The organism is Cellulophaga geojensis KL-A, assembly GCF_000568425.1.
GTDB lineage: Bacteria > Bacteroidota > Bacteroidia > Flavobacteriales > Flavobacteriaceae > Cellulophaga > Cellulophaga lytica.
Map to the genome: position 1 here is coordinate 74,475 of NZ_ARZX01000018.1, position 21,367 is coordinate 95,841.

The 21,367-nt window shown below is 31.8% G+C and carries 20 protein-coding genes; 11 read left to right on the top strand and 9 right to left on the bottom strand.

Going from position 1 to position 21,367, the window contains the following annotated elements; all coding sequences use genetic code 11:
- Nucleotides 1-85 precede the first annotated feature (85 nt).
- The 6 genes from KLA_RS13225 to rlmH form a co-directional block, all read right to left on the bottom strand.
- Nucleotides 86-1,387: an HlyD family secretion protein gene (locus KLA_RS13225; protein ID WP_034646346.1), complete on the bottom strand. Its 1,302-nt coding sequence runs from the start codon at nt 1,385-1,387 to the stop codon at nt 86-88.
- Nucleotides 1,380-3,590 carry a peptidase domain-containing ABC transporter gene (locus KLA_RS13230; protein ID WP_034646347.1) on the bottom strand — a complete coding sequence of 737 codons (2,211 nt, stop codon included), beginning with the start codon at nt 3,588-3,590 and terminating at the stop codon, nt 1,380-1,382. The genes KLA_RS13225 and KLA_RS13230 overlap by 8 nt, the downstream gene beginning before the upstream one ends.
- A gap of 99 nt (nt 3,591-3,689) precedes the next feature.
- Entirely contained in the window at nt 3,690-3,857 is a 168-nt protein-coding gene (locus KLA_RS18110) for a hypothetical protein (protein WP_161633466.1), read from the bottom strand.
- A gap of 96 nt (nt 3,858-3,953) precedes the next feature.
- Complete coding sequence (locus KLA_RS13240) at nt 3,954-4,145, bottom strand: hypothetical protein (protein ID WP_152536851.1); 192 nt, start codon at nt 4,143-4,145, stop codon at nt 3,954-3,956.
- A gap of 88 nt (nt 4,146-4,233) precedes the next feature.
- A complete protein-coding gene (locus tag KLA_RS13245; RefSeq protein WP_034646351.1) occupies nt 4,234-5,817 on the bottom strand; it encodes a vitamin K epoxide reductase family protein in 1,584 nt (527 codons plus the stop codon).
- Between the two features lie 150 nt (nt 5,818-5,967).
- Nucleotides 5,968-6,441: a 23S rRNA (pseudouridine(1915)-N(3))-methyltransferase RlmH gene (rlmH, locus tag KLA_RS13250; protein ID WP_034646353.1), complete on the bottom strand. Its 474-nt coding sequence runs from the start codon at nt 6,439-6,441 to the stop codon at nt 5,968-5,970.
- A gap of 124 nt (nt 6,442-6,565) precedes the next feature.
- Between rlmH and nadC the strand changes: the two genes are divergently transcribed.
- Genes nadC through priA form a run of 4 tightly spaced genes read left to right on the top strand, consistent with a single transcriptional unit; the run spans nt 6,566 to nt 11,301 of the window.
- Complete coding sequence (gene nadC / locus KLA_RS13255; RefSeq protein ID WP_034646354.1) at nt 6,566-7,423, top strand: carboxylating nicotinate-nucleotide diphosphorylase; 858 nt, start codon at nt 6,566-6,568, stop codon at nt 7,421-7,423.
- Nucleotides 7,423-8,409, top strand: coding sequence for a YihY/virulence factor BrkB family protein (locus KLA_RS13260; protein ID WP_013619898.1), 987 nt, complete (start codon nt 7,423-7,425; stop codon nt 8,407-8,409). The genes nadC and KLA_RS13260 overlap by 1 nt, the downstream gene beginning before the upstream one ends.
- Nucleotides 8,396-8,836 (top strand): DUF2147 domain-containing protein, encoded by a 441-nt coding sequence (locus KLA_RS13265; protein ID WP_013619897.1) that lies wholly within the window; start codon nt 8,396-8,398, stop codon nt 8,834-8,836. The genes KLA_RS13260 and KLA_RS13265 overlap by 14 nt, the downstream gene beginning before the upstream one ends.
- An 8-nt stretch (nt 8,837-8,844) precedes the next feature.
- Complete coding sequence (gene priA, locus KLA_RS13270; RefSeq protein ID WP_034646355.1) at nt 8,845-11,301, top strand: primosomal protein N'; 2,457 nt, start codon at nt 8,845-8,847, stop codon at nt 11,299-11,301.
- 57 nt (nt 11,302-11,358) lie between these two features.
- On the opposite strand, the gene KLA_RS13275 is transcribed toward priA, so the two are convergent.
- A complete protein-coding gene (locus tag KLA_RS13275) occupies nt 11,359-12,051 on the bottom strand; it encodes a LytR/AlgR family response regulator transcription factor (protein ID WP_034646356.1) in 693 nt (230 codons plus the stop codon).
- 251 nt (nt 12,052-12,302) lie between these two features.
- Here KLA_RS13275 and rpsF point away from each other — a divergent pair, with 251 nt between their 5' ends.
- From rpsF to hisS, 6 genes are all read left to right on the top strand, one after another.
- On the top strand, nt 12,303-12,641 hold the full coding sequence (rpsF, locus tag KLA_RS13280; protein ID WP_013619894.1) for a 30S ribosomal protein S6: 339 nt from the start codon (nt 12,303-12,305) through the stop codon (nt 12,639-12,641).
- A gap of 2 nt (nt 12,642-12,643) precedes the next feature.
- The gene (gene rpsR / locus KLA_RS13285; protein WP_170854752.1) at nt 12,644-12,943 is read left to right on the top strand and encodes a 30S ribosomal protein S18; all 300 of its coding nucleotides are present in this window, start codon (nt 12,644-12,646) and stop codon (nt 12,941-12,943) included.
- Between the two features lie 13 nt (nt 12,944-12,956).
- Complete coding sequence (gene rplI / locus KLA_RS13290; RefSeq protein ID WP_013619892.1) at nt 12,957-13,409, top strand: 50S ribosomal protein L9; 453 nt, start codon at nt 12,957-12,959, stop codon at nt 13,407-13,409.
- Nucleotides 13,410-13,509: 100 nt separating this feature from the next.
- Complete coding sequence (locus KLA_RS13295; protein WP_034646357.1) at nt 13,510-16,665, top strand: carboxypeptidase regulatory-like domain-containing protein; 3,156 nt, start codon at nt 13,510-13,512, stop codon at nt 16,663-16,665.
- Nucleotides 16,666-16,732: 67 nt separating this feature from the next.
- Nucleotides 16,733-17,203: a DUF6495 family protein gene (locus KLA_RS13300; protein WP_013619890.1), complete on the top strand. Its 471-nt coding sequence runs from the start codon at nt 16,733-16,735 to the stop codon at nt 17,201-17,203.
- 87 nt (nt 17,204-17,290) lie between these two features.
- Nucleotides 17,291-18,667 (top strand): histidine--tRNA ligase, encoded by a 1,377-nt coding sequence (gene hisS, locus KLA_RS13305; protein ID WP_034646358.1) that lies wholly within the window; start codon nt 17,291-17,293, stop codon nt 18,665-18,667.
- A gap of 134 nt (nt 18,668-18,801) precedes the next feature.
- Here hisS and KLA_RS13310 read toward each other — a convergent pair whose 3' ends face one another.
- Together KLA_RS13310 and KLA_RS13315 are read right to left on the bottom strand one after the other, a co-directional pair.
- Entirely contained in the window at nt 18,802-19,350 is a 549-nt protein-coding gene (locus KLA_RS13310; protein WP_034646359.1) for an NUDIX hydrolase, read from the bottom strand.
- A 55-nt stretch (nt 19,351-19,405) separates the two neighbouring features.
- Complete coding sequence (locus KLA_RS13315) at nt 19,406-20,494, bottom strand: M42 family metallopeptidase (RefSeq protein ID WP_034646365.1); 1,089 nt, start codon at nt 20,492-20,494, stop codon at nt 19,406-19,408.
- A gap of 96 nt (nt 20,495-20,590) precedes the next feature.
- Between KLA_RS13315 and KLA_RS13320 the strand changes: the two genes are divergently transcribed.
- The gene (locus KLA_RS13320; protein WP_034646360.1) at nt 20,591-21,274 is read left to right on the top strand and encodes a DUF4294 domain-containing protein; all 684 of its coding nucleotides are present in this window, start codon (nt 20,591-20,593) and stop codon (nt 21,272-21,274) included.
- Nucleotides 21,275-21,367: the final 93 nt, after the last annotated feature.

Genomic DNA, 21,367 nt, shown 5'->3' on the forward strand with positions numbered 1-21,367 from the left:
TTAGACAATTAAGGACACCTAAGGTTTGTGTCCATTCTTCGCGAGAGAATATTGTTTATAGCCCAAAGTTTTACTTTGGGCTTTTTTATTCGTATTTAAAAATATCTTTAAATTTGTAAAACACTCTTTCAGCTACACTTAAGTCTTCGGTTATTATCTCAGCATTACCAATTAATTCTTGCTTAAAAGGAAGATTTTTATTGTAAGATGTCTTAGTACCGTTAGGTATTTCTATATAGACAAAATAATTACCTTCTAAATCTGGTGAAACAGAAATATTCTTAACTTTTCCTATAAGCATACCATATTGTTGATAAGGAAAGTTGTCTAGTTTTACCAATGTCTTTTGGTTTAGCGTCACTTTCCCGGCATTTTGAGACGGTATAGTTAATTTACCAACAAGTTCACTTTTATCTATGGGTAAAATTGAAAAAACAACATCTCCTGAATTTACTTGCTGGTTTTGACCCCAGAATTGCTGATAACTAGCAACTCCTTTTATTGAAGATTTTAGAATGTATTTATACTCCCAATCCTTTATTGCTCGTTTTAATGAACTATATGACTGAAGTAAATTACTTAAGAATTTAGTATTATCTTCATTTTCATTTATATAACTTGAAGTTAGGCTTTGGTTGGCTGAAGAAATAGCTTCTCTCATTTGAGATATCGAAATAGCCATATTGTTAATATTTTTTCGAGTTTGGAGAAAGTCTACCTCTTTAGTCTCATACTCTTGAGCGGAAATAATGCCTTTTTTATATAATTGTTCCATTCTACTAAATTCCTTTTCTTTTAAAATCACCTCTTCTTCTAGTATGTTTTTCTGTTCAATTTGGCTTTGTAATCTGTTTTTTATTTCAGCCAAAGATTTTTTGTTTCCAGAAAGTTGATTTTTATGAGGCTTAAGATTTTTTAAAAGCATATAATCTATATAGCTTTTTTCAAAATTTATATACGCGGGTTCTATTTCTCCTAGCGTTAGCTTAGAGGTTAGTTCTATTGGAAAAATATAGTTTCTTACATCTGTACTTGCAGAGTCAAGAATTGTTTTTAATTGATATACATTTTTATAGTCTGCAGTGTTTCTTATAATAGCAATTTTTTGGTTTACAGAAACTGTATCTTGGTTGTTAATAAAGATTTTATCTAACTGGCCCGGAACTCTTGCAATTACTTTTTCTGTAGGGAGCTTAGTTGTTACTAGTACCTTTGCGGTTACAAAGTCCGGATATTTAATTAAAAAAGCCAATGCAATTAAAATTAAAGTAAACATAAAAATTAAAGTAACTCCCCAACGAACTATCCATATAGGTGGAGTACTCAGAATTTCTTGAACTTCTTCTGATCGTAAATTAAGTTCTTCTTGTTTTTCGTTTTTAGGCATCTTTAGTAGTGCTAATTTTTTCTAGTTCTAATTGATTTTTGACTAACCCGTAATAGATTTCTTTTTTACTTAATAACTCTTTATGTGTGCCTTTTTCTTGTATTTTTCCTTCATCTACAACAACTATTTGGTCTGCATTTTTTACAGTACTAAGTCTATGTGCTATAACAACAACTGTTCTGTCTTTAAAAAATGTACTTAAATTGCCCATAATTATACGTTCATTTTTAGCATCTAATGCAGAAGTTGCCTCATCAAAAAATAATATGTTTGGGTTTTTGTAAATTGCTCTAGCAATAAATAAGCGTTGTTTTTGACCTGTACTTACCCCAATACCTTCATTACCTATTTTAGTGTTAAACCCTAATGGAAGAGATTGAATAAAATCGTATATGTTAGCGACTTTGGTAGCATTTATTAATTTTTCTTGGTCAATAATATCTTCTCCAATAGCTATGTTATAAGCTATGGTGTCATTAAAAATATAACCCTCTTGCATAACTACACCACAATTGTCTCTCCATGCACTATGAGATACAGAGTTTAAATTGTTTTCGCCATAGTTTATTATTCCGCTATTAGGCTCATAAAATTTTAATAGTAATTTCATAAGGGTAGTTTTTCCACTACCACTAGCGCCAACAATTGCTGTTATTTTATTTGTTGGTATATGTAAACTTATTTCTTTTAAAACATTTTCATCTGTTCCTAAATATTTAAAGTTCACATTTTGTATTTCAAGATCCTGATTAGGTTTTATGTTACGTATAAATTGTTTCTCTTTTGTTTCTTCATCTTCTTTATTGTGTATTTCTCCTAAGCGTTCCATACTAATTTTTGCGTCTTGAAAAGATCTAATAAAGTTTACCATTTGTGAAATAGGACCATTAAGCTGACCTATGATGTATTGTATAGAAAGCATCATACCCAAAGTAATACTTCCTTCTATAACTAAAACAGCAGAAGTAAAAGTTATAATAATGTTTTTTAATTCGTTTATTACGGAAGAACCAACACTTTGCGTTTGTTCTAAAGCTAAACTTTGTATAGATACTTTAAAAAGTCTTGCTTGTACAAATTCCCATTTCCATCTTTTTTGCTTTTCTGCATTATTCATTTTTATCTCTTGCATACCGTTAACAAGTTCTATAACGGTACTTTGTTCATCGCTTAGTTCAGAAAAACGTTTGTAGTCTAACTCTTTTCTGCGTTTTAAAAAGTATAAAATCCATAGAATGTATAAAATACTACCAACTAAAAATATTAAGAATATAGATGGGCTATAATAAATAAGTACAGCGCCAAAAACAAAAAGGTTTACTAAGGAGAATAATGTATTTAGAGTAGAACCTGTTAATAAATTTTCTATTCTGTTATGGTCGTTAATACGTTGCATAATATCACCTGTCATGCGAGTATCAAAATAAGAAATTGGTAATTTCATTAATTTAATAAAAAAGTCTGATACTAAAGAGATGTTTATGCGTGTACTTAAGTGGAGTAAAATCCAGCTTCTAAAAATTTCTACACTGGTGCGCCCAAAAAAGAGCATAATTTGTGCTAGTAAAACAATGTAAATAAAGTTAATATCTTGATTTTGGATACCAACATCAACAATACTTTGTGTTAAAAACGGAAATATTAACTGTAAAATACTACCTGTTAAAAGTCCAATACATAATTGTACAAGTAAACTTTTATGTTTAAAAAAGTACTGATATAAAAACTTTAAAGATGTCTTGTCTGTTTCTTCCCAATGTTTTTTCTTAAAATTTGGAGTGGTTTCTAGTAATAAAGCAATACCTTCTTTTGTATTGCTATCTGCATTGTTTCCTATCCAATGTTTAATAAACTCAGGAATACTGTATTTAATAAGGCCATAAGCAGGGTCTGACACATAAACCTCATTATTTTTTATTTTGTAAACTACGGCAAAATGGTTTTTGTTCCAATGTACAATTAGTGGTAGTGGGGCTTCTTTAAGTTTGTTATAGTCTACTTTTATACCAATGGTTTTAAAACCTATTGCTTCTGCTGCATCACTTAATTTTAATAAGCTACTACCTTCTCTAGTGGTTTCAGAAAATTCTCTAACTTTTTCTAAAGATATAAGTTTACCGTAATGTTTGGCAACAATACGCAAGCAAGTAGGTCCACAATCTTTAGAGTCTGGCTGTTTGTAAAAAGGAAAGGTTTTTTTCAAAAAAGTATGGAGTTAGTTATAGTAAATAAACTCTATTTAATCTAGTTAAACGTAAGTTAATCATTGGCTTACGTTTAACTAGGACAAGTGTTTGTTTTGTTAATTGAAACCAAGACTTTTACAGTATATGCCGCAACTATGTTCAGAATCTAAGCATATAGCATATTTCCCCTCACAGTCACATAAGATCTCTTCTCTATCACACTCTGTAACTATGTCTGTAACTGTTCCTCCAAAAACAGATTTCAATTCATTACGTTGAAGCATTTCATTTGCTTCTAATTTAAAGTTTTTCATTTTTAAATAAAAATTTGTTATATTGAAAACCGATAAGAACTAACTTATCGGTTTTTTGAGATTTTATTAACCACAGAAATTATCACAGTTGGGCGCACTTGTACATCCACACGAGTTGTCGTCACAACAACAGTATGTTGGTCTTTCCTCGTTACAGTTACCGCCTAAAGATGGTGTTAGGTCTACAAGCCCTCCAAAAACTGTTTTCAATTCATTACGTTGAAGCATCTCATTTGCTTCTAATTTAAAATTTTTCATTTTTAAAATATTTAAAATTAACTTATCTCCTTGGTCTATTAAAGACACCCAAGGCTTGTGTCCACTCTTCGCGAAAGAATATTTTATATTATTGTAATACCTCTTTTAGGTCTTCTATAGTGTACTCATTGGTTAACTTATACCCATTTACGTATATGGTTGGTGTATACATAATGTTTTCTGCTTTACACCAGTCATTCATTTTTTGTATTTTATGTTTTTGTTCTTTTAATTCTCCGTTTAAAGGGTATTTATTGGCAAAATTTTCATAATCTTTTATGTCTGCCATATACCAGTCATCAAGAGCTTTAGCTGTATCTGTACTATTTACTGTATCTATAGCTAATAAATGGTTTACTGGGGCATATTTACGGTCTGTTTCATCTGCTGATGCTGTAAATAGTATTTGCAAGTCTATAATACCTTTGTGGTATAACTCGTCTAAAATAGGGTGGGCACTGGCACAAGGACCACAATAGGGGTTGCATACTTTAATAATATGGTACTTAGGGTTTTCACTTTTTAATAATAGACCCAAGCCCTCTGGGTTAGTCTTTATTTTATCTGACTTAGCGTGGAGACTTTCAAAAACTGTTTTGTTATTTTTTATTTTTTGCAAGCTACGTTTAAGCATAGTTGTTTCTTTTCCTTTTTCTAGTCTAGGTTTTAATAGTGTCCAAAGAGGAATAGGAGTTATCAATAGCGCAAAAAACAATAGAGTGTCTGGTATATTAATACTTAGGCTTAAACCACCTGTAAAAAATGTAAGGAGGTTTTCTACTGCTAATACAGTTAGGATTACGATACAAAATTTACACCATTTTTTTATTACAACAGCTTGTGTATATAAAGAGTAAATAATAGCGGGTATGGCTAAAACACTTAGTATGTTTAATAAGGCTAGAGCACTAGAAGAAAAACCACTAGTTACAAGTAGTGTAATAGAGGCAAAGAAATAGCCAAATGTAACAGCACTTATGCTAACTGTACCATTAAGTATGTATGCGTGTTTGGAATTTAGTACTTGGTCACAGCTTACTTTTTTTCCGCCAGAGCAAAAGTTTTGTAGCGTTGGGTTATATTTGTCTACCTCGAACCATAATAAAAAGACAGCTGTAGCTAAACCTATCATTTTAAGTGATGTGTATAGTATCATTAAGACATTAGAACTAGCGCTACCGCTTGCAGTTTGTAAAAAACTAAAAACTAGCCATAAGCTTAGAAGTAGACCTATAATTGTAGCAAACAATGTGAGTGTTTTTTTCTTGGCAAGAGTTTGTTCTATGTTAGGTTCTTTAGATTGTTCTGTTTTTTCAACCAATAGACATATTCCAGTCCATTTTTTTAGAAAACTGTCTTTAGATTCATTTGCAATTTTATTGTTCTCATCAAAGTACGTTATTGTATTGGAGTCAATTTCTGTAATAGCATAAAAGAGAGGAGTGTTATTTACTTCAACTTGAGCAATACAAGGCAATGGAACTTCTTCTAATCTTTCTTCTTTTATTTTAATGCCTAATGTTTCTATGTTATATTTATCTAAGGTATCTGTTATAGATAATAGGCTAGGATAGTCTGGGTGAGACTCTAAGCTTTCCGATATAAATTTTTTAGTAGACTTAATCTGTAATAAATCTAATATTTTTTGAGTAGTAGTTAGGTAGTTGTTCATATTTTTTATCGCGAAAATTCTTATTTTTTTCGTAATAAAACTATATAATTTTAACTAATATTATATTTTTTTAAGTGTTAAAATTAAGTTAAAGAGTAGGAATAAACCTTCAGTATACTGGTTTTGTTGAGTTTTTAGTAATAAGAAACTTTACCTATGATGATAAGGCTCGTTACGTAGAATAGTAAACCCTCTATAAATTTGCTCAACCACAAACAAACGTACCATTTGGTGAGAAAATGTCATTTTAGAAAGACTAATTTTTCCTTTAGCAGTAGCGTAAATTGTATCACTAAAGCCATAAGGACCTCCAATAACAAAAACCAATTGTTTAATACCTGCATTCATTTTCTTTTGTAAGTAATCAGAAAAATCTAAAGAGTTAAATTGTTTTCCGTTTTCATCTAAAAGTATAAGCACGTCAGTAGTACTCAATTTTTTTAAAATAAGCTCGCCTTCCTTTTCTTTCTGTTGTGCTTCAGACAGGTTTTTTACATTTTTTATATCTGGTATAATGTCTAAATTAAACTTAATATAATGTCCTAATCGCTTTTCATACTCAGCAATTAGTGCTTGTAAGTTTTTATTATCGGTTTTGCCAATGGCTAGTAGCTTAATAGTCATACCACAAATATACTGTCAATTTTTAAAAATTATTAGATAACAACTGCATTATGTAGATAATCAAAAAAACAGTTAAAGTTTAATAAAACAATTTAGTAAATTAGCACAAAACAAAAACAAATTAATGATTTCAGAAGAGCAGTTTCAGAAAGAAATAGACCTAATTATAAGCAATGCAATACGCGAAGATGTTGGTGATGGTGACCATAGTTCTTTGGCTTGTATACCTGCAACAGCAACTGGTAAAGCAAAATTATTAGTTAAAGACAATGGTATTATTGCAGGTGTAGAATTTGCTAAACAAGTTTTTGCCTATGTAGATAAAAATTTGCAGGTAGAAACACTTATTAATGATGGTGAAACTGTAAAGCACGGAGATATTGTTTTTTACGTAACTGGTAGCTCACAAAGTATTTTAAAAGCAGAACGCTTGGTGTTAAATGCTATGCAACGTATGAGTGCTATTGCTACTAAAACCAACTTTTTTGTGAAATTATTAGAGGGTACAAATACTAAAATATTAGACACGCGTAAAACTACACCTGGTTTACGTGCAGCAGAAAAATGGGCTGTAAAAATAGGAGGTGGAGAAAACCACAGGTTTGCTTTGTATGATATGATTATGTTAAAAGATAACCATATAGATTTTGCAGGTGGTGTAACTAAAGCTATTGAAAAAACTAAAGAATACTTAAAAGAAACAGGTAGAGACTTAAAAATTATAGTTGAAGCTAGAAACCTTGATGAAATTAAAGAAATTTTAAAGACAGATGGTGTGTACCGTATTCTTATAGACAACTTTAATTATAAAGACACAAGAACTGCTGTTGCGTTAATTGGAGACAAATGTTTAACAGAATCTAGTGGTGGTATTAATGAAGATACTATTAGAGAATATGCAGAATGCGGTGTAAATTACATTTCTTCTGGCGCACTTACACACTCTGTTTATAATATGGATTTAAGTCTTAAAGCAGTTTAATGTCGGTAGAAATTGAAGAAAAACTAGCAAAAATACCAGTAATAAACTGGATAGTAGCACTATTAAAAAAAGTGACTTTACCTGCCTTCGTAGGTTTGTCTTTATATGATTTATTAGAGCTTTACCTTAACGGAATACTAAAAGGAACCTTATCTACACGTGCCAGTGCCATTGCCTTTAGCTTGTTTATGGCATTGTTTCCGTTATTAATATTTTTGGTAACACTAATACCGTTTTTAATACCTTATGTAGATTCTGGTAATCCAGACACCAATTTAAATACAGAGTTTATTGCGTATTTAGAGTATGTATTGCCAAATGCTATAAACGACTATTTTTTTGATCAGATTTACGATGAAATAATGAGCCAGAAACGAGGTGGTTTACTATCATCTACATTTGTTTTGTCTATATTTTTAATAGCTAATGGTGTAAATGCTATTTTTAGTGGGTTTGAAAACTCGTACCACGTAAGTTTAAATCGTCATTTTTTAAGACAATATTTGTATGCTTTAATGGTAGGTTTACTACTGTCTATACTAATAATAGTTAGTGCTATAGTTTATATGTATTTTGAGATTTATGTAATAGAAAACATATCAGACACCACCCAAGTTTATTTTGGCACAGGTCTTGAAGAAACAGATATATGGACAACCGAGATTGCTAAAGTCGTTTACTTTACATTTTTATCATACTTATCCATCTCAATTTTATATTATTTTGGTACAGCAGAAGGTAAAAAAACAAAGTTCTTTTCATCGGGTTCATTAATGACTACAATTTTATTTGTGCTAACCTCTTACCTGTTTGGAGTTTACGTAGATAAATTTGCAAGGTATAATGAATTGTATGGGGCTTTAGGAGGATTATTAATTTTGATGGTTTATATTTGGTTAAATGCTAACATCCTTTTGCTAGGGTTTGAGCTAAACGCAACATTAAATTCATTAAAGAAAAAAATTATAAAAAATGAAGAAGAATAAAACACTGTTTACCATTGCAATCCTTTTTTTTGTAGCTCACATTAGTGTAGCTCAATCTGTTTTTGGAAAATGGAAAACCATTGATGATAGAAACGGAAAAGAAAAAGCGATAATTAATGTTTACGAGAAAAACGGAAAAATGTATGGGAAAATAGTAAAAATTGTTGACCCAAAGCGCAGAGATGCTGTTTGTGAAAAGTGTGAAGGTGATTTAAAAAATGCACCTATTTTAGGTTTGCATATTATTAAAGACGCAGAAAAAACAGACAAGAATGAATATAAAGGAAAGCATCTTTTTGACCCAGAACAAGCAATGACTTTTAGGTGTAAAATTTGGTTAGATCCAGATGACTCAGACAAACTAAAAGTTCGTGGTTACTTAGCATTTATATACAGAACTCAAACTTGGATACGTGTTAAGGAGTAACATACTTTATGCAGCATTTTATAAATGTAATATTACCAATTCCCTTAGAGAAACTATTTACGTATAGTGTAACAAGGGCAGAAGCCAATTTTTTAAAAGTGGGTATGCGCGTAGCGGTACCCTTTGGCAAATCTAAAATACATACAGCACTAGTTGCAGAAATACATACAACAGCTCCTACTTTATACGACGCAAAAGATATTCATCAAATATTAGATGATGAACCTATAGTTACAGAGTTGCAAATTAAGCATTGGTCTTGGGTTGCAAAATATTATATGTGTTCTGTAGGCGAGGTGTTTAGAAGTGCAGTACCTGGTGCGTTTTTATTAGAAAGTGAAACGTTAATTCTTAAAAATTCTGAGGCCACTGTAGATGAAAATACACTAACAGATGAAGAGTTTTTAGTGTTTGAAGCATTAGAACGCCAGTCTATGTTAAAGGTGCAAGAAATTGCGGCCATAGTAGATAAAAAAAACGTGCTACCTATTTTAAAACGTCTGTTAGATAAAAATGTAATTTTAACTAAGGAAGAAGTTTACCAACAATACAAGCCAAAGTTAGTAAGGTATGTAAAGTTAGGAGAAAAATACCAGACAGAAGAAGAGTTAAGTGCTTTGCTAGATTCGCTTTCTAGAGCACCAAAACAAAGTAATGTTATTTTATCACTGTTTCAGTTACAAGGAACAAATCAAAAAAAAATAACAGTAAAAGAGTTAGAAAAAAAAAGTAAATCCTCTGCATCTATAATTAAAACACTTGTAGATAAAGATATTTTAGAGGAGTTTTATGTACGAACAGACAGAGTTGTTTTTGATGCTACAAAAAAAACAAAACAATTAAAAGAGCTTAACCAGTACCAAACAGAAGCTATACAAGAAATAAAAGCAAGTTTTAAAGAAAATAAAGTAACCTTGCTACACGGTGTAACCTCTTCAGGAAAAACTGAGGTTTATGTACAGCTTATTGCAGAGTGTTTAGCAGAGGGAAAACAAGCGTTGTATTTGTTACCAGAAATTGCTTTAACCACACAATTAATAGCTAGGCTCCAAAATTATTTTGGAGAATATGTAGCTGTTTTTCATTCAAAATATACCGTAAATGAAAGAGTTGAGGTTTGGAATAATGTTTTAGCTAACAAGTCTAAGGCTCAAATTGTAATAGGAGCTAGGTCAGCGTTGTTTTTACCATTTTCTAACCTAGGGTTAATAATTGTAGATGAAGAGCATGAGGCGTCTTTTAAGCAGTATGATCCGGCACCAAGATACCACGCAAGAGACAGTGCAATTGTTTTAGCAAGCTTTAGTAATTGTAATATTCTTTTAGGTTCTGCAACGCCAAGCATAGAAACGTACTACAATGTTAAGCAGCAAAAATATGGTTATGCACAAATAACGCGTAGGTATGGCAATGTACTAATGCCAGAGGTAGAGTTAGTAGATATAAAAGAGCTAACTCGTAAAAAACGTATGAAAGGTCATTTTTCAGAACGGTTATTACTTGGTATTACAGAAGCAGTACAAGAGGGAGAACAAGTAATATTGTTTCAAAATCGTAGAGGGTATGCGCCAATTGTAGAGTGCACAACTTGTGGGCACTCTCCCCAATGTCCTAATTGTGATGTTAGTTTAACCTACCATCAATACAAAAAGCAAATGCGTTGCCATTATTGTAGTTACCACATGGCTTTGCAAAAAAGTTGTTTGGCTTGTGGCATGTCAACCTTAAACACCAAAGGTTTTGGTACTGAACAAGTAGAGCAAGAACTGCAAGAGCTAATGCCAAACCTTAGAATTGGCCGTATGGATTTAGATACCACTAGAGGTAAACATGCGTACGAGAAAATAATTACTTCTTTTGAAAAACACGAGTTAGATGTTTTAGTAGGTACACAAATGCTTACCAAAGGTTTGGATTTTGGTAATGTGAGTTTGGTAGGTATTATGAATGCAGACAACTTATTAAATTTTCCAGATTTTAGAGCGCATGAACGCAGTTACCAACTTTTAGCGCAAGTATCTGGTAGAGCAGGTAGGGCACAAAAGAGAGGAAAAGTTTTAATACAAACATATAATCCATATCACCAAATTTTACAGCAGGTATCTACAAATGATTATGAGGCAATGTATACAGACCAAATTAATGAACGTAGGTTATTTAAGTATCCGCCTTTACACAGAATTTTAAAAATAACATTTAAGCATAGAGATTATGGTAAGGTAGAAGATGCCTCTGCTTGGTTTGCTAAATCTTTACGAGTTTCTTTTAAAGATGATGTGTTGGGTCCTGAGTTTCCTGCTGTGGCAAGAATAAGAAATCAGTATTTAAAAAATGTGGTTTTAAAAATAAAGAAAGACCAACCCTTAGGTAAAACAAAAGATTACATTAAAAAAATTGAAAAATCATTTAATTCAATTGGGCAATTTAAGGGGGTAAGAGTAATTTATAATGTAGATTATATTTAAAAAATAAGCATAAAAAAAGCTGACGTTAGTCAGCTTTTTTTATTTGGTGTATAATTGTTAGACGTTACTTAATGCTTCAGCAAGCTCGGTCTTTTTATTTCTACTTAAAGGTATTTGTCTTCCATCAACTTCTACATTTTTACTATTAAATTTTTCAACCTTTTCTAAGTTTACAATATAAGATTTGTGTATTCTTAAAAACTTATCTTCTGGCAATTGTTTTTCAAAAGATTTCATTGTAGATAAAATTACAATATTAGCCTCGTCTGTAACAAGTTTAATATAATCGCCTAAGGCTTCTATCCATTTAATATCATTTAAAATAACCTTACGTTTTTTAAGGTTGCTTTTTACAAATATATGTTCTTCGTCTTCCTGTACTCTGTGCATTTGCTCATATTTACCTACGGCTCTTTTTACAGAGGCATCAAACCTACTCATTGTAATTGGTTTGTGTAAGTAATCTGTTACGTCATAATCAAAGGCTTTTAATGCGTAATCAGGTTTTCCAGTTATAAGTATAACTTGTGGCGGATTTTCTAAAGACTCTAATAAGTCAAATCCGTTAATGATTGGCATTTCTACGTCTAGGAAAATAAGATCAACTTCGTTGTTCTTAAGTCCGTTCTTGGCTTCAATAGCATTGCTGTACTCAGCAACCATTGCTAGGTTTGGATGATTGTTAACCAACTTTGCAACGGCCATACGCTGCATAGAAGAATCATCTACAATTATACATCTTAGTTTCATAAATAAGTTGATTTGTGGGGTTAAATCTCGGCTAAAGTACTAAAAATGTCAGATGAATTGCAAGAAAAGATGTGAACATGCACTAATCTGTTGTGTAATTAGCATTAAACGAGTTATGGATTGCATTTAGCTTTGGTTAGATATTTGGGGTTTGTTAATAACTATTTTAATGTATAACGAAGATTTTAGTGTTTTCTTGTGAGAATAGAAAAAAATAATTACTTTTGCGGACTGAAAAAAATATATATAATATGAATCATTACGAAACTGTTTTCATTCTGAATCCCGTTCTATCTGATGTACAGATAGAGGAAACAGTTAAGAAATTTGAGGATTTCTTAATTAAAAAAGGTTCCAAAATGGTTGCCAAAGAAAATTGGGGACTTAAAAAATTGGCCTATCCTATTCAACACAAAAAAAGTGGTTTTTACCATTTGTTTGAATTTACTGCACCTGGCGATGTAATTAATGGCTATGAGCTAGAATTTAGAAGAGATGAACGTGTTATGCGTTTCTTAACTGTAAAGCTAGACAAGCACGCTATTTCTTGGGCAGAGAGAAGAAGAACAAAATTAAAAACTAAAGCTTAAGGATTATGTCAGCTATTGAACAACAAGCAAAAGGAAAAAAAGACGGAGAAATTAGATATTTAACTCCGTTAAACATTGAGACTAACAAACAGAAAAAATACTGTAGATTTAAAAAATCAGGTATTAAGTATGTAGATTATAAAGATCCAGATTTCTTAATTAAGTTAGTTAATGAGCAAGGTAAATTACTTCCAAGAAGACTTACTGGAACTTCATTAAAGTATCAAAGAAAAGTGGCTGTTGCTGTAAAAAGAGCACGTCATTTAGCATTAATGCCATATGTTGGCGATTTATTAAAATAAAAAAAGCTAAACAATGGAACTTATATTAAAACAAGACGTACAGAATTTAGGTTTTAAGGATGACGTAGTAGAGGTAAAAAACGGCTACGGAAGAAACTTTCTTATTCCTCAAGGATTAGCTGCTCTTGCTACACCGTCTGCAAAGAAGGTTTTAGCAGAGAACTTAAAGCAAAGAGCTCATAAAGAGAAGAAAATTGTTGATGAAGCTAACAAAACTGCAGAAGCATTAAAGCAATTAGAAATTAAAATACCTGCTAAAGTTGGTGTTGGAACTAAATTGTTTGGATCTATATCTAATATAGATTTAGCTGCAGCTATAGAAAAAGCTGGTCAGTCAATAGACAAAAAATACATTTCTATTAAAGGTGGTGCCGTTAAAAGAACTGGGCCTTACAACGCTCAGATTAGATTACACAGAGAGGTTATTGTAGAATTTCCTTTTGAAGTTGTAGCGGAAGCTAAATAAATAGTTAATATAATGTTAATAGAAAAAAGAGTTATGCATGCATAACTCTTTTTTTTTGTTCTAAATTTAGCGTATCTAAAAATAACTAACTTAGAACAATATGAAAAACTATTTATTTTTTTGCTTATCGTTTTTGTTTGTTTCCCTTTCGGTTAATGCCCAGGTAACAACCTCAAACATTAAAGGTTTAGTGGTAGACGATCAAGCGGCACCTCTTATGGGGGCAAATGTTATTGCTGTACATACCCCAACGGGTACTAAATACGGTGGTATAACTAATGATGAAGGTAGGTATAACCTACTTAATATGAGGGTTGGTGGCCCTTATGTAATTACTGTTTCTTACGTAGGTTTTGAAAATCAAGTTAAAAATGATGTTTACTTAACACTGGGGAAAACTTTCAATTTTAACGTTACACTTACTGAGTCTAGTCAAATGCTAGATGAAATTATTTTAGTGCAAGACCAAAGTGGTACTTTTGGTAGTGGGCGTACAGGTGCAGAAACAAGTGTTGGTAGTAGAGAGCTTACTAAATTACCAACAATTTCTAGATCAGCTTCAGATTTTACTAGATTAGAGCCAACAGCAAGTGGCGATTCTTTTGGAGGTCGTAATGATCAGTTTAATAATTTCTCTTTAGATGGTGCAATTTTTAATAATCCTTTTGGTTTAGATTCTCCAACACCAGGTGGGCAAACAGGTTCACAGCCAATTTCTTTAGATGCTATAGAGCAAATACAAGTAAGTACTGCTCCTTATGATGTTACTTTGTCTGGTTTTACTGGAGCTTCTGTTAATGCTGTTACAAAAAGTGGTACTAATGAATTTCATGGTACTGTTTATGGCTTTTTTAGAAATGAAGATTTAACAGGTGGTAAGGTTAAAGGTGAAGATGTAATTAAGCCTAAATTAACGCAAAACCAATATGGTGTAAGTATTGGTGGGCCAATTGTTAAAAATAAATTATTCTTCTTTGCTAATTTTGAAAAAGAAGAAAGAGATGATTTAGGTACAAACGGATGGATTCCTAATACTGGTTCTGGTAATATTGGTGAGTCTAGAGTTTTAGAGAGCGATTTAATGGCAGTGCAGTCTGCCCTAGCAGGTATTGGTTATGACACTGGTCGTTATGAAGGGTTTACTTATGGTGGCGAGTCTACTAAAGGTATCTTTAAGTTAGATTGGAATATTAATGATAATAACAGATTAGCTGTTATTTACAACTTTTTAAATTCTTCTAAAGAAAAGCCAGCTCACCCTACAGCTATTAGACAAAGAGGACCAAATTTTACAACTTTACAGTTTGAGAATTCTGGTTATGAAATTAATAACAACTTAAAGTCTTTTCAGATAGAATTAAATTCTACATTGTCTGAAACTATGACAAATAAATTGCAAGTAGGGTATTCTCATTTTGATGATTTTAGAGATGCTTTATCTTCTCCAATTCCTGCAATGACTATTCAAGATGGTAATGGGTCTAACTATATTGTAGTAGGTCATGAGCCTTTTTCAATTAATAATACATTAGATCAAAAGGTTTTTCAGTTTTCAAACAATACAAATATCTTTAAAGGAGATCATACGTATACTATAGGTTTTTCTTTTGAGAAATTCGATTTTAAAAACTCATTTAATCTTGGAGCATATGGTTATGCTGATGATAGAGGTTATGTAGGTGCTTTTGGTGCATTTGGTAGTTTAGCAGATTTTCAAACAGCAATAGATAATGGATTAATTTCTGATGCTATTACAAATGCTGAAGGTATTAATGCAGCAAACAATGCTAATGATACTTGGAGCTTGGCAGAAACTAGTGTAGGTCAAATGGCATTTTATGTGCAAGATGAGTGGAATGCTACTGAGGATTTTAAATTGACTTACGGAGTTCGTTTTGATAAGCCTTTATTTTTTGATACAGCAGATAAAATACGTGAAAATATAGCAAGAAAAGGTACATATGTGCCAAGTATACCTTACTACAATCCAGAGGCAGGAGAAGAGGTGTTTATAGATTCTGAAAAATTACCAAGTAACCAATGGTTAATTTCTCCAAGAGTTGGTTTTAATTGGGATGCTAAAGGAGATAATTCTTTACAAGTACGTGGTGGTACTGGTTTATTTACTGGTAGATTGCCATTTGTATGGTTAGGTAACCAAGTGCAAGGTGTAGATGTTTTTTACTACCAAACTGTAGATCCAGATTTTAAATTTCCACAGGTTTGGAGAACTAATTTAGGTTTAGATAAAAAGTTTGAAAATGGTGTTATTGGTACTTTAGATGTTTCTTATACTAAAGATTTAAACGCTGCTCATGTTCAAAACTGGGGATTAAGAGAACCAACAGGTACGTTAGTTGGTCCTGGTGGAGGTAGACCTGTTTATTTACCTGGTGATACAGGTAATAATGCATATGTATTTACAAATTCTGATAAAGGTAGAGTGTTTAATGTTTCGTTAAAGGGGCAAAAAACGTTTGATAATGGTTTGTATGCAATGGCTGCTTATAGTTATTTAAATGCGCAAGATGTAAACTCTATTGAAGCAGAAATTACAGGTGATGCTTTTGAGTTTAATCCTAATGCAGGTAATGCTAACTCAGATGTGTTAAGTCATTCTAAATATGGAGATACACACCGTTTTATTGGTGTTCTTTCTAAGAATTTTGAGTACGGACAAGGAAAATGGAATACAACAATTTCTACTTTCTTTGAGTATGCTAAAGGAGCAAGATATAACTATACGTATGCAGGTGATATTAATGGTGATGGTTCTGGTCAAAATAACGATTTATTATATATTCCTACTTCATCAGAGCTTAGTCAAATGCAATTTTCTGGTGCAGGACAAGCAGAAGCTTTTGAAGCGTATATTCAGCAAGATGATTACTTAAAAGATAACAGGGGAGAATTTATGGAGCGCTATGGTGCTTTAGCTCCTTGGAGAGGTCGTTGGGATCTTAAATTTTTGCAAGACTATAAATTTGCTAACAATAACAAAATACAGTTTAGTATAGATGTGCTTAATGTTGGTAACTTAATTAGTTCTGATTGGGGTATTGTACGTCAGCCAAATAATATTAGTCCGGTTGGAGTTAGTTTTCCAGATGCTAACCCAGATCCTAATATTTATGAAGCAGACCGCACACAAGCACCAACATATACTTTTGATCCTAGTTTAACAAATACTAATGGATATGATGCTAGTTTGTTGTCTAGATGGCAAGCACAATTTGGATTGCGCTTTATTTTTTAGTAAAAAATAAATAATTTTAATTATTAAAAGGTTATGCATATGCATAGCCTTTTTTTATTTTTGCAAAATGAAATATGCAAGACTAACAAAACAACAACTAGAAGAGTTACAACCAGAGTTTGTAAACTTTTTAGCATCACAAACAATTACTGCAGAAGAATGGGAAACCATAAAAAAGGAAAAACCAGATGTGGCAGAAGAAGAGTTAGATGTTTTTAGTGATTTAATTTGGGAAGGTGTATTAACTAAAGTTGAGTATTTAGAAAATGTATCTGCCCAGCAAATGCATTTGTTTCATTTAGAAGAAAAAGAAATGAAATTGCTTTCTGTTAAAGTAATGAATCCAGATGTAGACTTAACAACAAGTGTTGGGTTTGCTTGGTTTAAGAAAAACTGGCAGTCAGATTTTGTGGAGTATTTAACGGCGTCTAAAATTTATACAGAAGATAAAAATTTAGATAAATTTAATTTAATTAAGCAAGGAGCAGTTATTACTAAAGGAGATTTATACAAGTGGTTTGATAATGTAATTAGCTAACATTTGTAACAGCAACTAATACTATAAAATTAACAGTCTTAAAATAAGGCAGCAAGAATGTTATCATTCTATCATATTTAAAAATTTATGGCACAAAAACCATCAATACCAAAAGGGACAAGAGATTTTTCTCCGTCTGAAATAGCAAAAAGAAATTATATTTTTGACATTGTAAAAAAGCATTTTCAGACTTTTGGTTTTCAACCTATAGAAACACCTTCTTTTGAAAACTCACAAACTTTAATGGGTAAATATGGAGATGAGGGAGACCGACTTATTTTTAAGATTCTAAATTCCGGAGATTATTTAAATAAGGTTAATGATGAAGTATATCAACAAAAAGACTCTAGTTTATTAACGCCTAAAATCTCAGAAAAAGCATTACGTTATGATCTTACCGTGCCGTTTGCACGTTACGTAGTAATGCACCAGAATGAAATTGATTTTCCTTTTAAAAGATATCAAATTCAGCCAGTTTGGAGAGCAGATAGACCACAAAAAGGTAGGTTTAGAGAATTTTTTCAGTGCGATGCCGATGTGGTTGGCTCAGATTCTTTATTGCAAGAAATAGAATTGGTGCAATTGTATGATGCAGCTTTTACAAATCTAAAGCTTACCGGGACAACAATTAAATTAAACAATCGTAAAATTCTTGCAGGTATAGCAGAGGTTATAGGTGCAAAAGAGCGCTTAATAGATTTTACTGTTGCCTTAGATAAGTTAGATAAAATTGGAGTAGAGGGAGTAACTAAAGAAATGCTAGAAAAAGGAATTTCTGAAGACGCAATACAAAAAGCAACGCCTCTATTTTCTTTGGCTGGTACTAATACAGAACAATTGAAAGTTTTAGCAGAATTGCTTAAAGACTCAGAAGAGGGTAAAAAAGGAGTAGAGGAGCTTACTTTTATTATAAAAGCTGTAGAAAAATTAGGATTACAATCTGCTAATTTAGCTATAGATGTTACTTTGGCACGTGGGTTAAATTATTATACAGGTGCTATTTTTGAGGTTGCTGCACCAAGCGGAGTAAAAATGGGTTCTATTGGCGGCGGTGGACGTTATGATGATTTAACAGGGATTTTTGGATTAAAAGATGTTAGTGGTGTAGGTATCTCTTTTGGGTTAGATAGAATTTATTTAGTGCTAGAAGAATTGAATCTTTTTCCTGAAGAAATAAATAAATCATTGGAAATACTTTGTGTTAATTTTGGAGATAATGAAGCTTTTGCGGCTTTAGAATTGGTTACAGAGTTACGGAAAAACGGAGTAAAAGCAGATGTGTATCCTTCAGCTGTAAAAATGCAAAAACAAATGAAATATGCTAATAAGCGCAATGTTCCTTATGTTGTTTTAATAGGGGAACAAGAGTTGCTTAATGGAGATTTTGTTGTGAAAAATATGGAAAAAGGAGATCAGCAAACTTATAAGTTGTCAAATGTATCAGAATTTATAGCCTCGTTATAAGTTATACATTAACTTTTTAGTAAAAAACTGCTGTACAATAGTATTGTGTAGCGGTTTTTTTAATTCATTTCTTTTTATCAGAAAAAGAAGAATAATATCATTTGGTAACGCAAGAAAATGCACCTGTTTAAAAATTAGAAAGCTTTTTCTATTGCTGCTAAAACGGTATTGTAATACTTTTTACTGTGTGGAACATAAAGTTTCTTCGTTTCAATATTGCTTAATTCTATTTTAAAATCAGAAATAAGTTTAAGCTCTAAGTCTTCAACTTCATTATCTTGTTTTGTTAGTGAATTTAAATCTGTTTTTAATTTACATATAAATGTATGATGAAATTCACAGTCAATTAAGTAATCCGTATGTTTTTGGATAGATTTAAAGCATCCAATTTTTTGTAAATCTGTTTTTTGTATGGTAATTCCAATTTCTTCTTCAATTTCTCTTAAGGCAGAATTAATGATGTCTTCTCCTGCTCCAATATGTCCGGCAACAGAAACATCCCATAATAAAGGAAATATATCTTTGTTTTTTGAACGTTGTTGAAGTAGAATTTCTTTTTTTTTAGTGTAAAACCAAATATGTGTTGTTTGGTGAAACCAACCGTTTTTATGAGCTTCAGATTTTAAAGCGGTTTTGCCTGTTTTTTTTCCTTTAAAATCTAAAATATCTACAAGCTCATCCATATAGTAGTAAAAGTATTAAAAATAAAAACCCCTCATACGAGGGGTTTTGTAAAAGTTAATCAAAGTAACTAAAAGTTTCTCCTTCTTTAATATTTAAAAGTGTTTCATATATTAAACGTATAACGTTTTCAACGTCATCTCTGTGTACTGTTTCTACAGTTGTGTGCATATAGCGTAGAGGTAAAGAAATCAATGCAGAGGCAACTCCGCCATTACTATAAGCAAAAGCATCTGTGTCCGTACCGGTAGATCTAGATGCTGCCATACGCTGAAAAGGTATTTCTTTAGCTTCAGCAGTTTCAATAATGCGCTCTCTAAGTTTGTTTTGTACAGCAGGTGCATAAGAAATTACAGGTCCAGAGCCTATTTCGGTAAATCCTTGTACTTTTTGCTCAATCATAGGTGTGGTTGTATCGTGGCAAACATCAGTAACTATTGCAACATTAGGCTTAATAGTTTGTGTAATCATTTCTGCGCCTCGCAAACCAATTTCTTCTTGTACAGAGTTTGTAATGTATAAGCCAAAGGGTAATTTAGCATTGTTCTCGTGTAATAGTCTGGCAACTTCTGCAATCATAAAGCCTCCAGCTCTATTATCTATAGCTCTACAAACAAATTTGTTTCCGTTTAAAACTTTAAAAGTGTCTGGGTAGGTGATAACACAACCTACGTGTACACCCATTTTCTCAACTTCAGCTTTATCTTTTGCGCCTATATCAATACATATATTGTCTAATTTAGGGGCTTCTTCTTTGCTTTTATTTCTTGTATGTATTGCTGGCCATCCAAAAACACCTTCAACAATACCGTTTTTTGTATGTATGTTAACCCATTTAGATGGTGCTATTTGGTGGTCACTTCCACCATTTCTTATAACATATAGTAAGCCATTGTCAGATATGTAATTTACATACCAAGAAATTTCATCAGAGTGTCCTTCAATAACAACCTTGTATTTAGCATCTGGATTAATTACGCCCACAGCGGTTCCGTAGGTGTCCGTAATAAAAGTGTCTACATAAGGCTTTAGGTAGTCCATCCAAATTTTTTGACCTTCCCATTCATAACCTGTAGGAGATGCATTATTTAAGTATCGTTCAAAAAAATCAAGAGATTTTTCAGTAATAATTTTCTTTGCGCTCATAAACATATATATTTAAATACAAATTTAATAATATTCATTTTTAATTAATAATATCGTCACGTGTTTATCGTTAATAATACGAACTCTATATATTGTATGAAAAGTATAGCAAACATATCATTTATAATATTTACTCTTATTTATGGCTCTGTGTCAGCACAAGTAGAGGAGGTAAAAGACTCTGTAGATGTTGAGTTGTATAAGATAGAGGGAGATTCTGTTTATGATACATCCATAACTTTAAATGAAGTGTATGTATTTGCTCCATTAAAATTTGCTACCAAAGAAGAAAAATTACGCTACTATATATTAAGGAGAAAAACATTAAAGGTATATCCTTATGCAAAAATGGCGGCAGAAAAGCTAGTTGTATTAAATGATAGTTTAAAAAAAATTAAAAAGAAATCAAAAAAACGAAAGTACACCAGGCAAGTTCATAAAGAAATTGAAGATCAGTTTTCAGAAAGATTAAAAAAATTAACCCGTACAGAAGGCCAGATACTTATAAAACTAATAAATAGGCAAACCGGAGATACAGCTTTTGGACTAGTAAAGGAGTTAAGAAATGGTTGGCGTGCCTTTTGGTACAACACATCTGCAAAGTTTTTTAAAATTAGCATTAAGGCAGAATATCATCCAGAAAGTGTACATGAGGACTATTTAATAGAGGATATTTTGCAGCGTGCCTTTGCTAAAGGAAGGTTAAAAGAGCAACCAACTGTTTTAAATTACAATTATACTACACTGACTAACAAGTGGATAACTAAAAAAAAGAAGTAATAATCACTTGTTTAGTATAAAATTTCGTTTTATATTTAATGCCCTTTTTAAATGTATTAGAATTCTTTAACCTTACAATCGCCTTTGTGGCGG

Bases quoted from the DNA above. Each gene is read 5' to 3' on its own strand.
- rlmH (WP_034646353.1), bottom strand. From the start codon at position 6,441: ATGACTATTAAGCTACTAGCCATTGGCAAAACCGATAATAAAAACTTA.
- KLA_RS13260 (WP_013619898.1), top strand. From the start codon at position 7,423: ATGTCGGTAGAAATTGAAGAAAAACTAGCAAAAATACCAGTAATAAAC.
- KLA_RS13300 (WP_013619890.1), top strand. From the start codon at position 16,733: ATGAAATATGCAAGACTAACAAAACAACAACTAGAAGAGTTACAACCA.
- KLA_RS13265 (WP_013619897.1), top strand. From the start codon at position 8,396: ATGAAGAAGAATAAAACACTGTTTACCATTGCAATCCTTTTTTTTGTA.
- KLA_RS13240 (WP_152536851.1), bottom strand. From the start codon at position 4,145: ATGAAAAATTTTAAATTAGAAGCAAATGAGATGCTTCAACGTAATGAA.
- KLA_RS13245 (WP_034646351.1), bottom strand. From the start codon at position 5,817: ATGAACAACTACCTAACTACTACTCAAAAAATATTAGATTTATTACAG.
- KLA_RS13225 (WP_034646346.1), bottom strand. From the start codon at position 1,387: ATGCCTAAAAACGAAAAACAAGAAGAACTTAATTTACGATCAGAAGAA.
- KLA_RS13320 (WP_034646360.1), top strand. From the start codon at position 20,591: ATGAAAAGTATAGCAAACATATCATTTATAATATTTACTCTTATTTAT.
- nadC (WP_034646354.1), top strand. From the start codon at position 6,566: ATGATTTCAGAAGAGCAGTTTCAGAAAGAAATAGACCTAATTATAAGC.
- rplI (WP_013619892.1), top strand. From the start codon at position 12,957: ATGGAACTTATATTAAAACAAGACGTACAGAATTTAGGTTTTAAGGAT.
- priA (WP_034646355.1), top strand. From the start codon at position 8,845: ATGCAGCATTTTATAAATGTAATATTACCAATTCCCTTAGAGAAACTA.
- KLA_RS18110 (WP_161633466.1), bottom strand. From the start codon at position 3,857: ATGCTTCAACGTAATGAATTGAAATCTGTTTTTGGAGGAACAGTTACA.
- hisS (WP_034646358.1), top strand. From the start codon at position 17,291: ATGGCACAAAAACCATCAATACCAAAAGGGACAAGAGATTTTTCTCCG.
- KLA_RS13295 (WP_034646357.1), top strand. From the start codon at position 13,510: ATGAAAAACTATTTATTTTTTTGCTTATCGTTTTTGTTTGTTTCCCTT.
- KLA_RS13310 (WP_034646359.1), bottom strand. From the start codon at position 19,350: ATGGATGAGCTTGTAGATATTTTAGATTTTAAAGGAAAAAAAACAGGC.
- KLA_RS13315 (WP_034646365.1), bottom strand. From the start codon at position 20,494: ATGAGCGCAAAGAAAATTATTACTGAAAAATCTCTTGATTTTTTTGAA.
- KLA_RS13275 (WP_034646356.1), bottom strand. From the start codon at position 12,051: ATGAAACTAAGATGTATAATTGTAGATGATTCTTCTATGCAGCGTATG.
- rpsF (WP_013619894.1), top strand. From the start codon at position 12,303: ATGAATCATTACGAAACTGTTTTCATTCTGAATCCCGTTCTATCTGAT.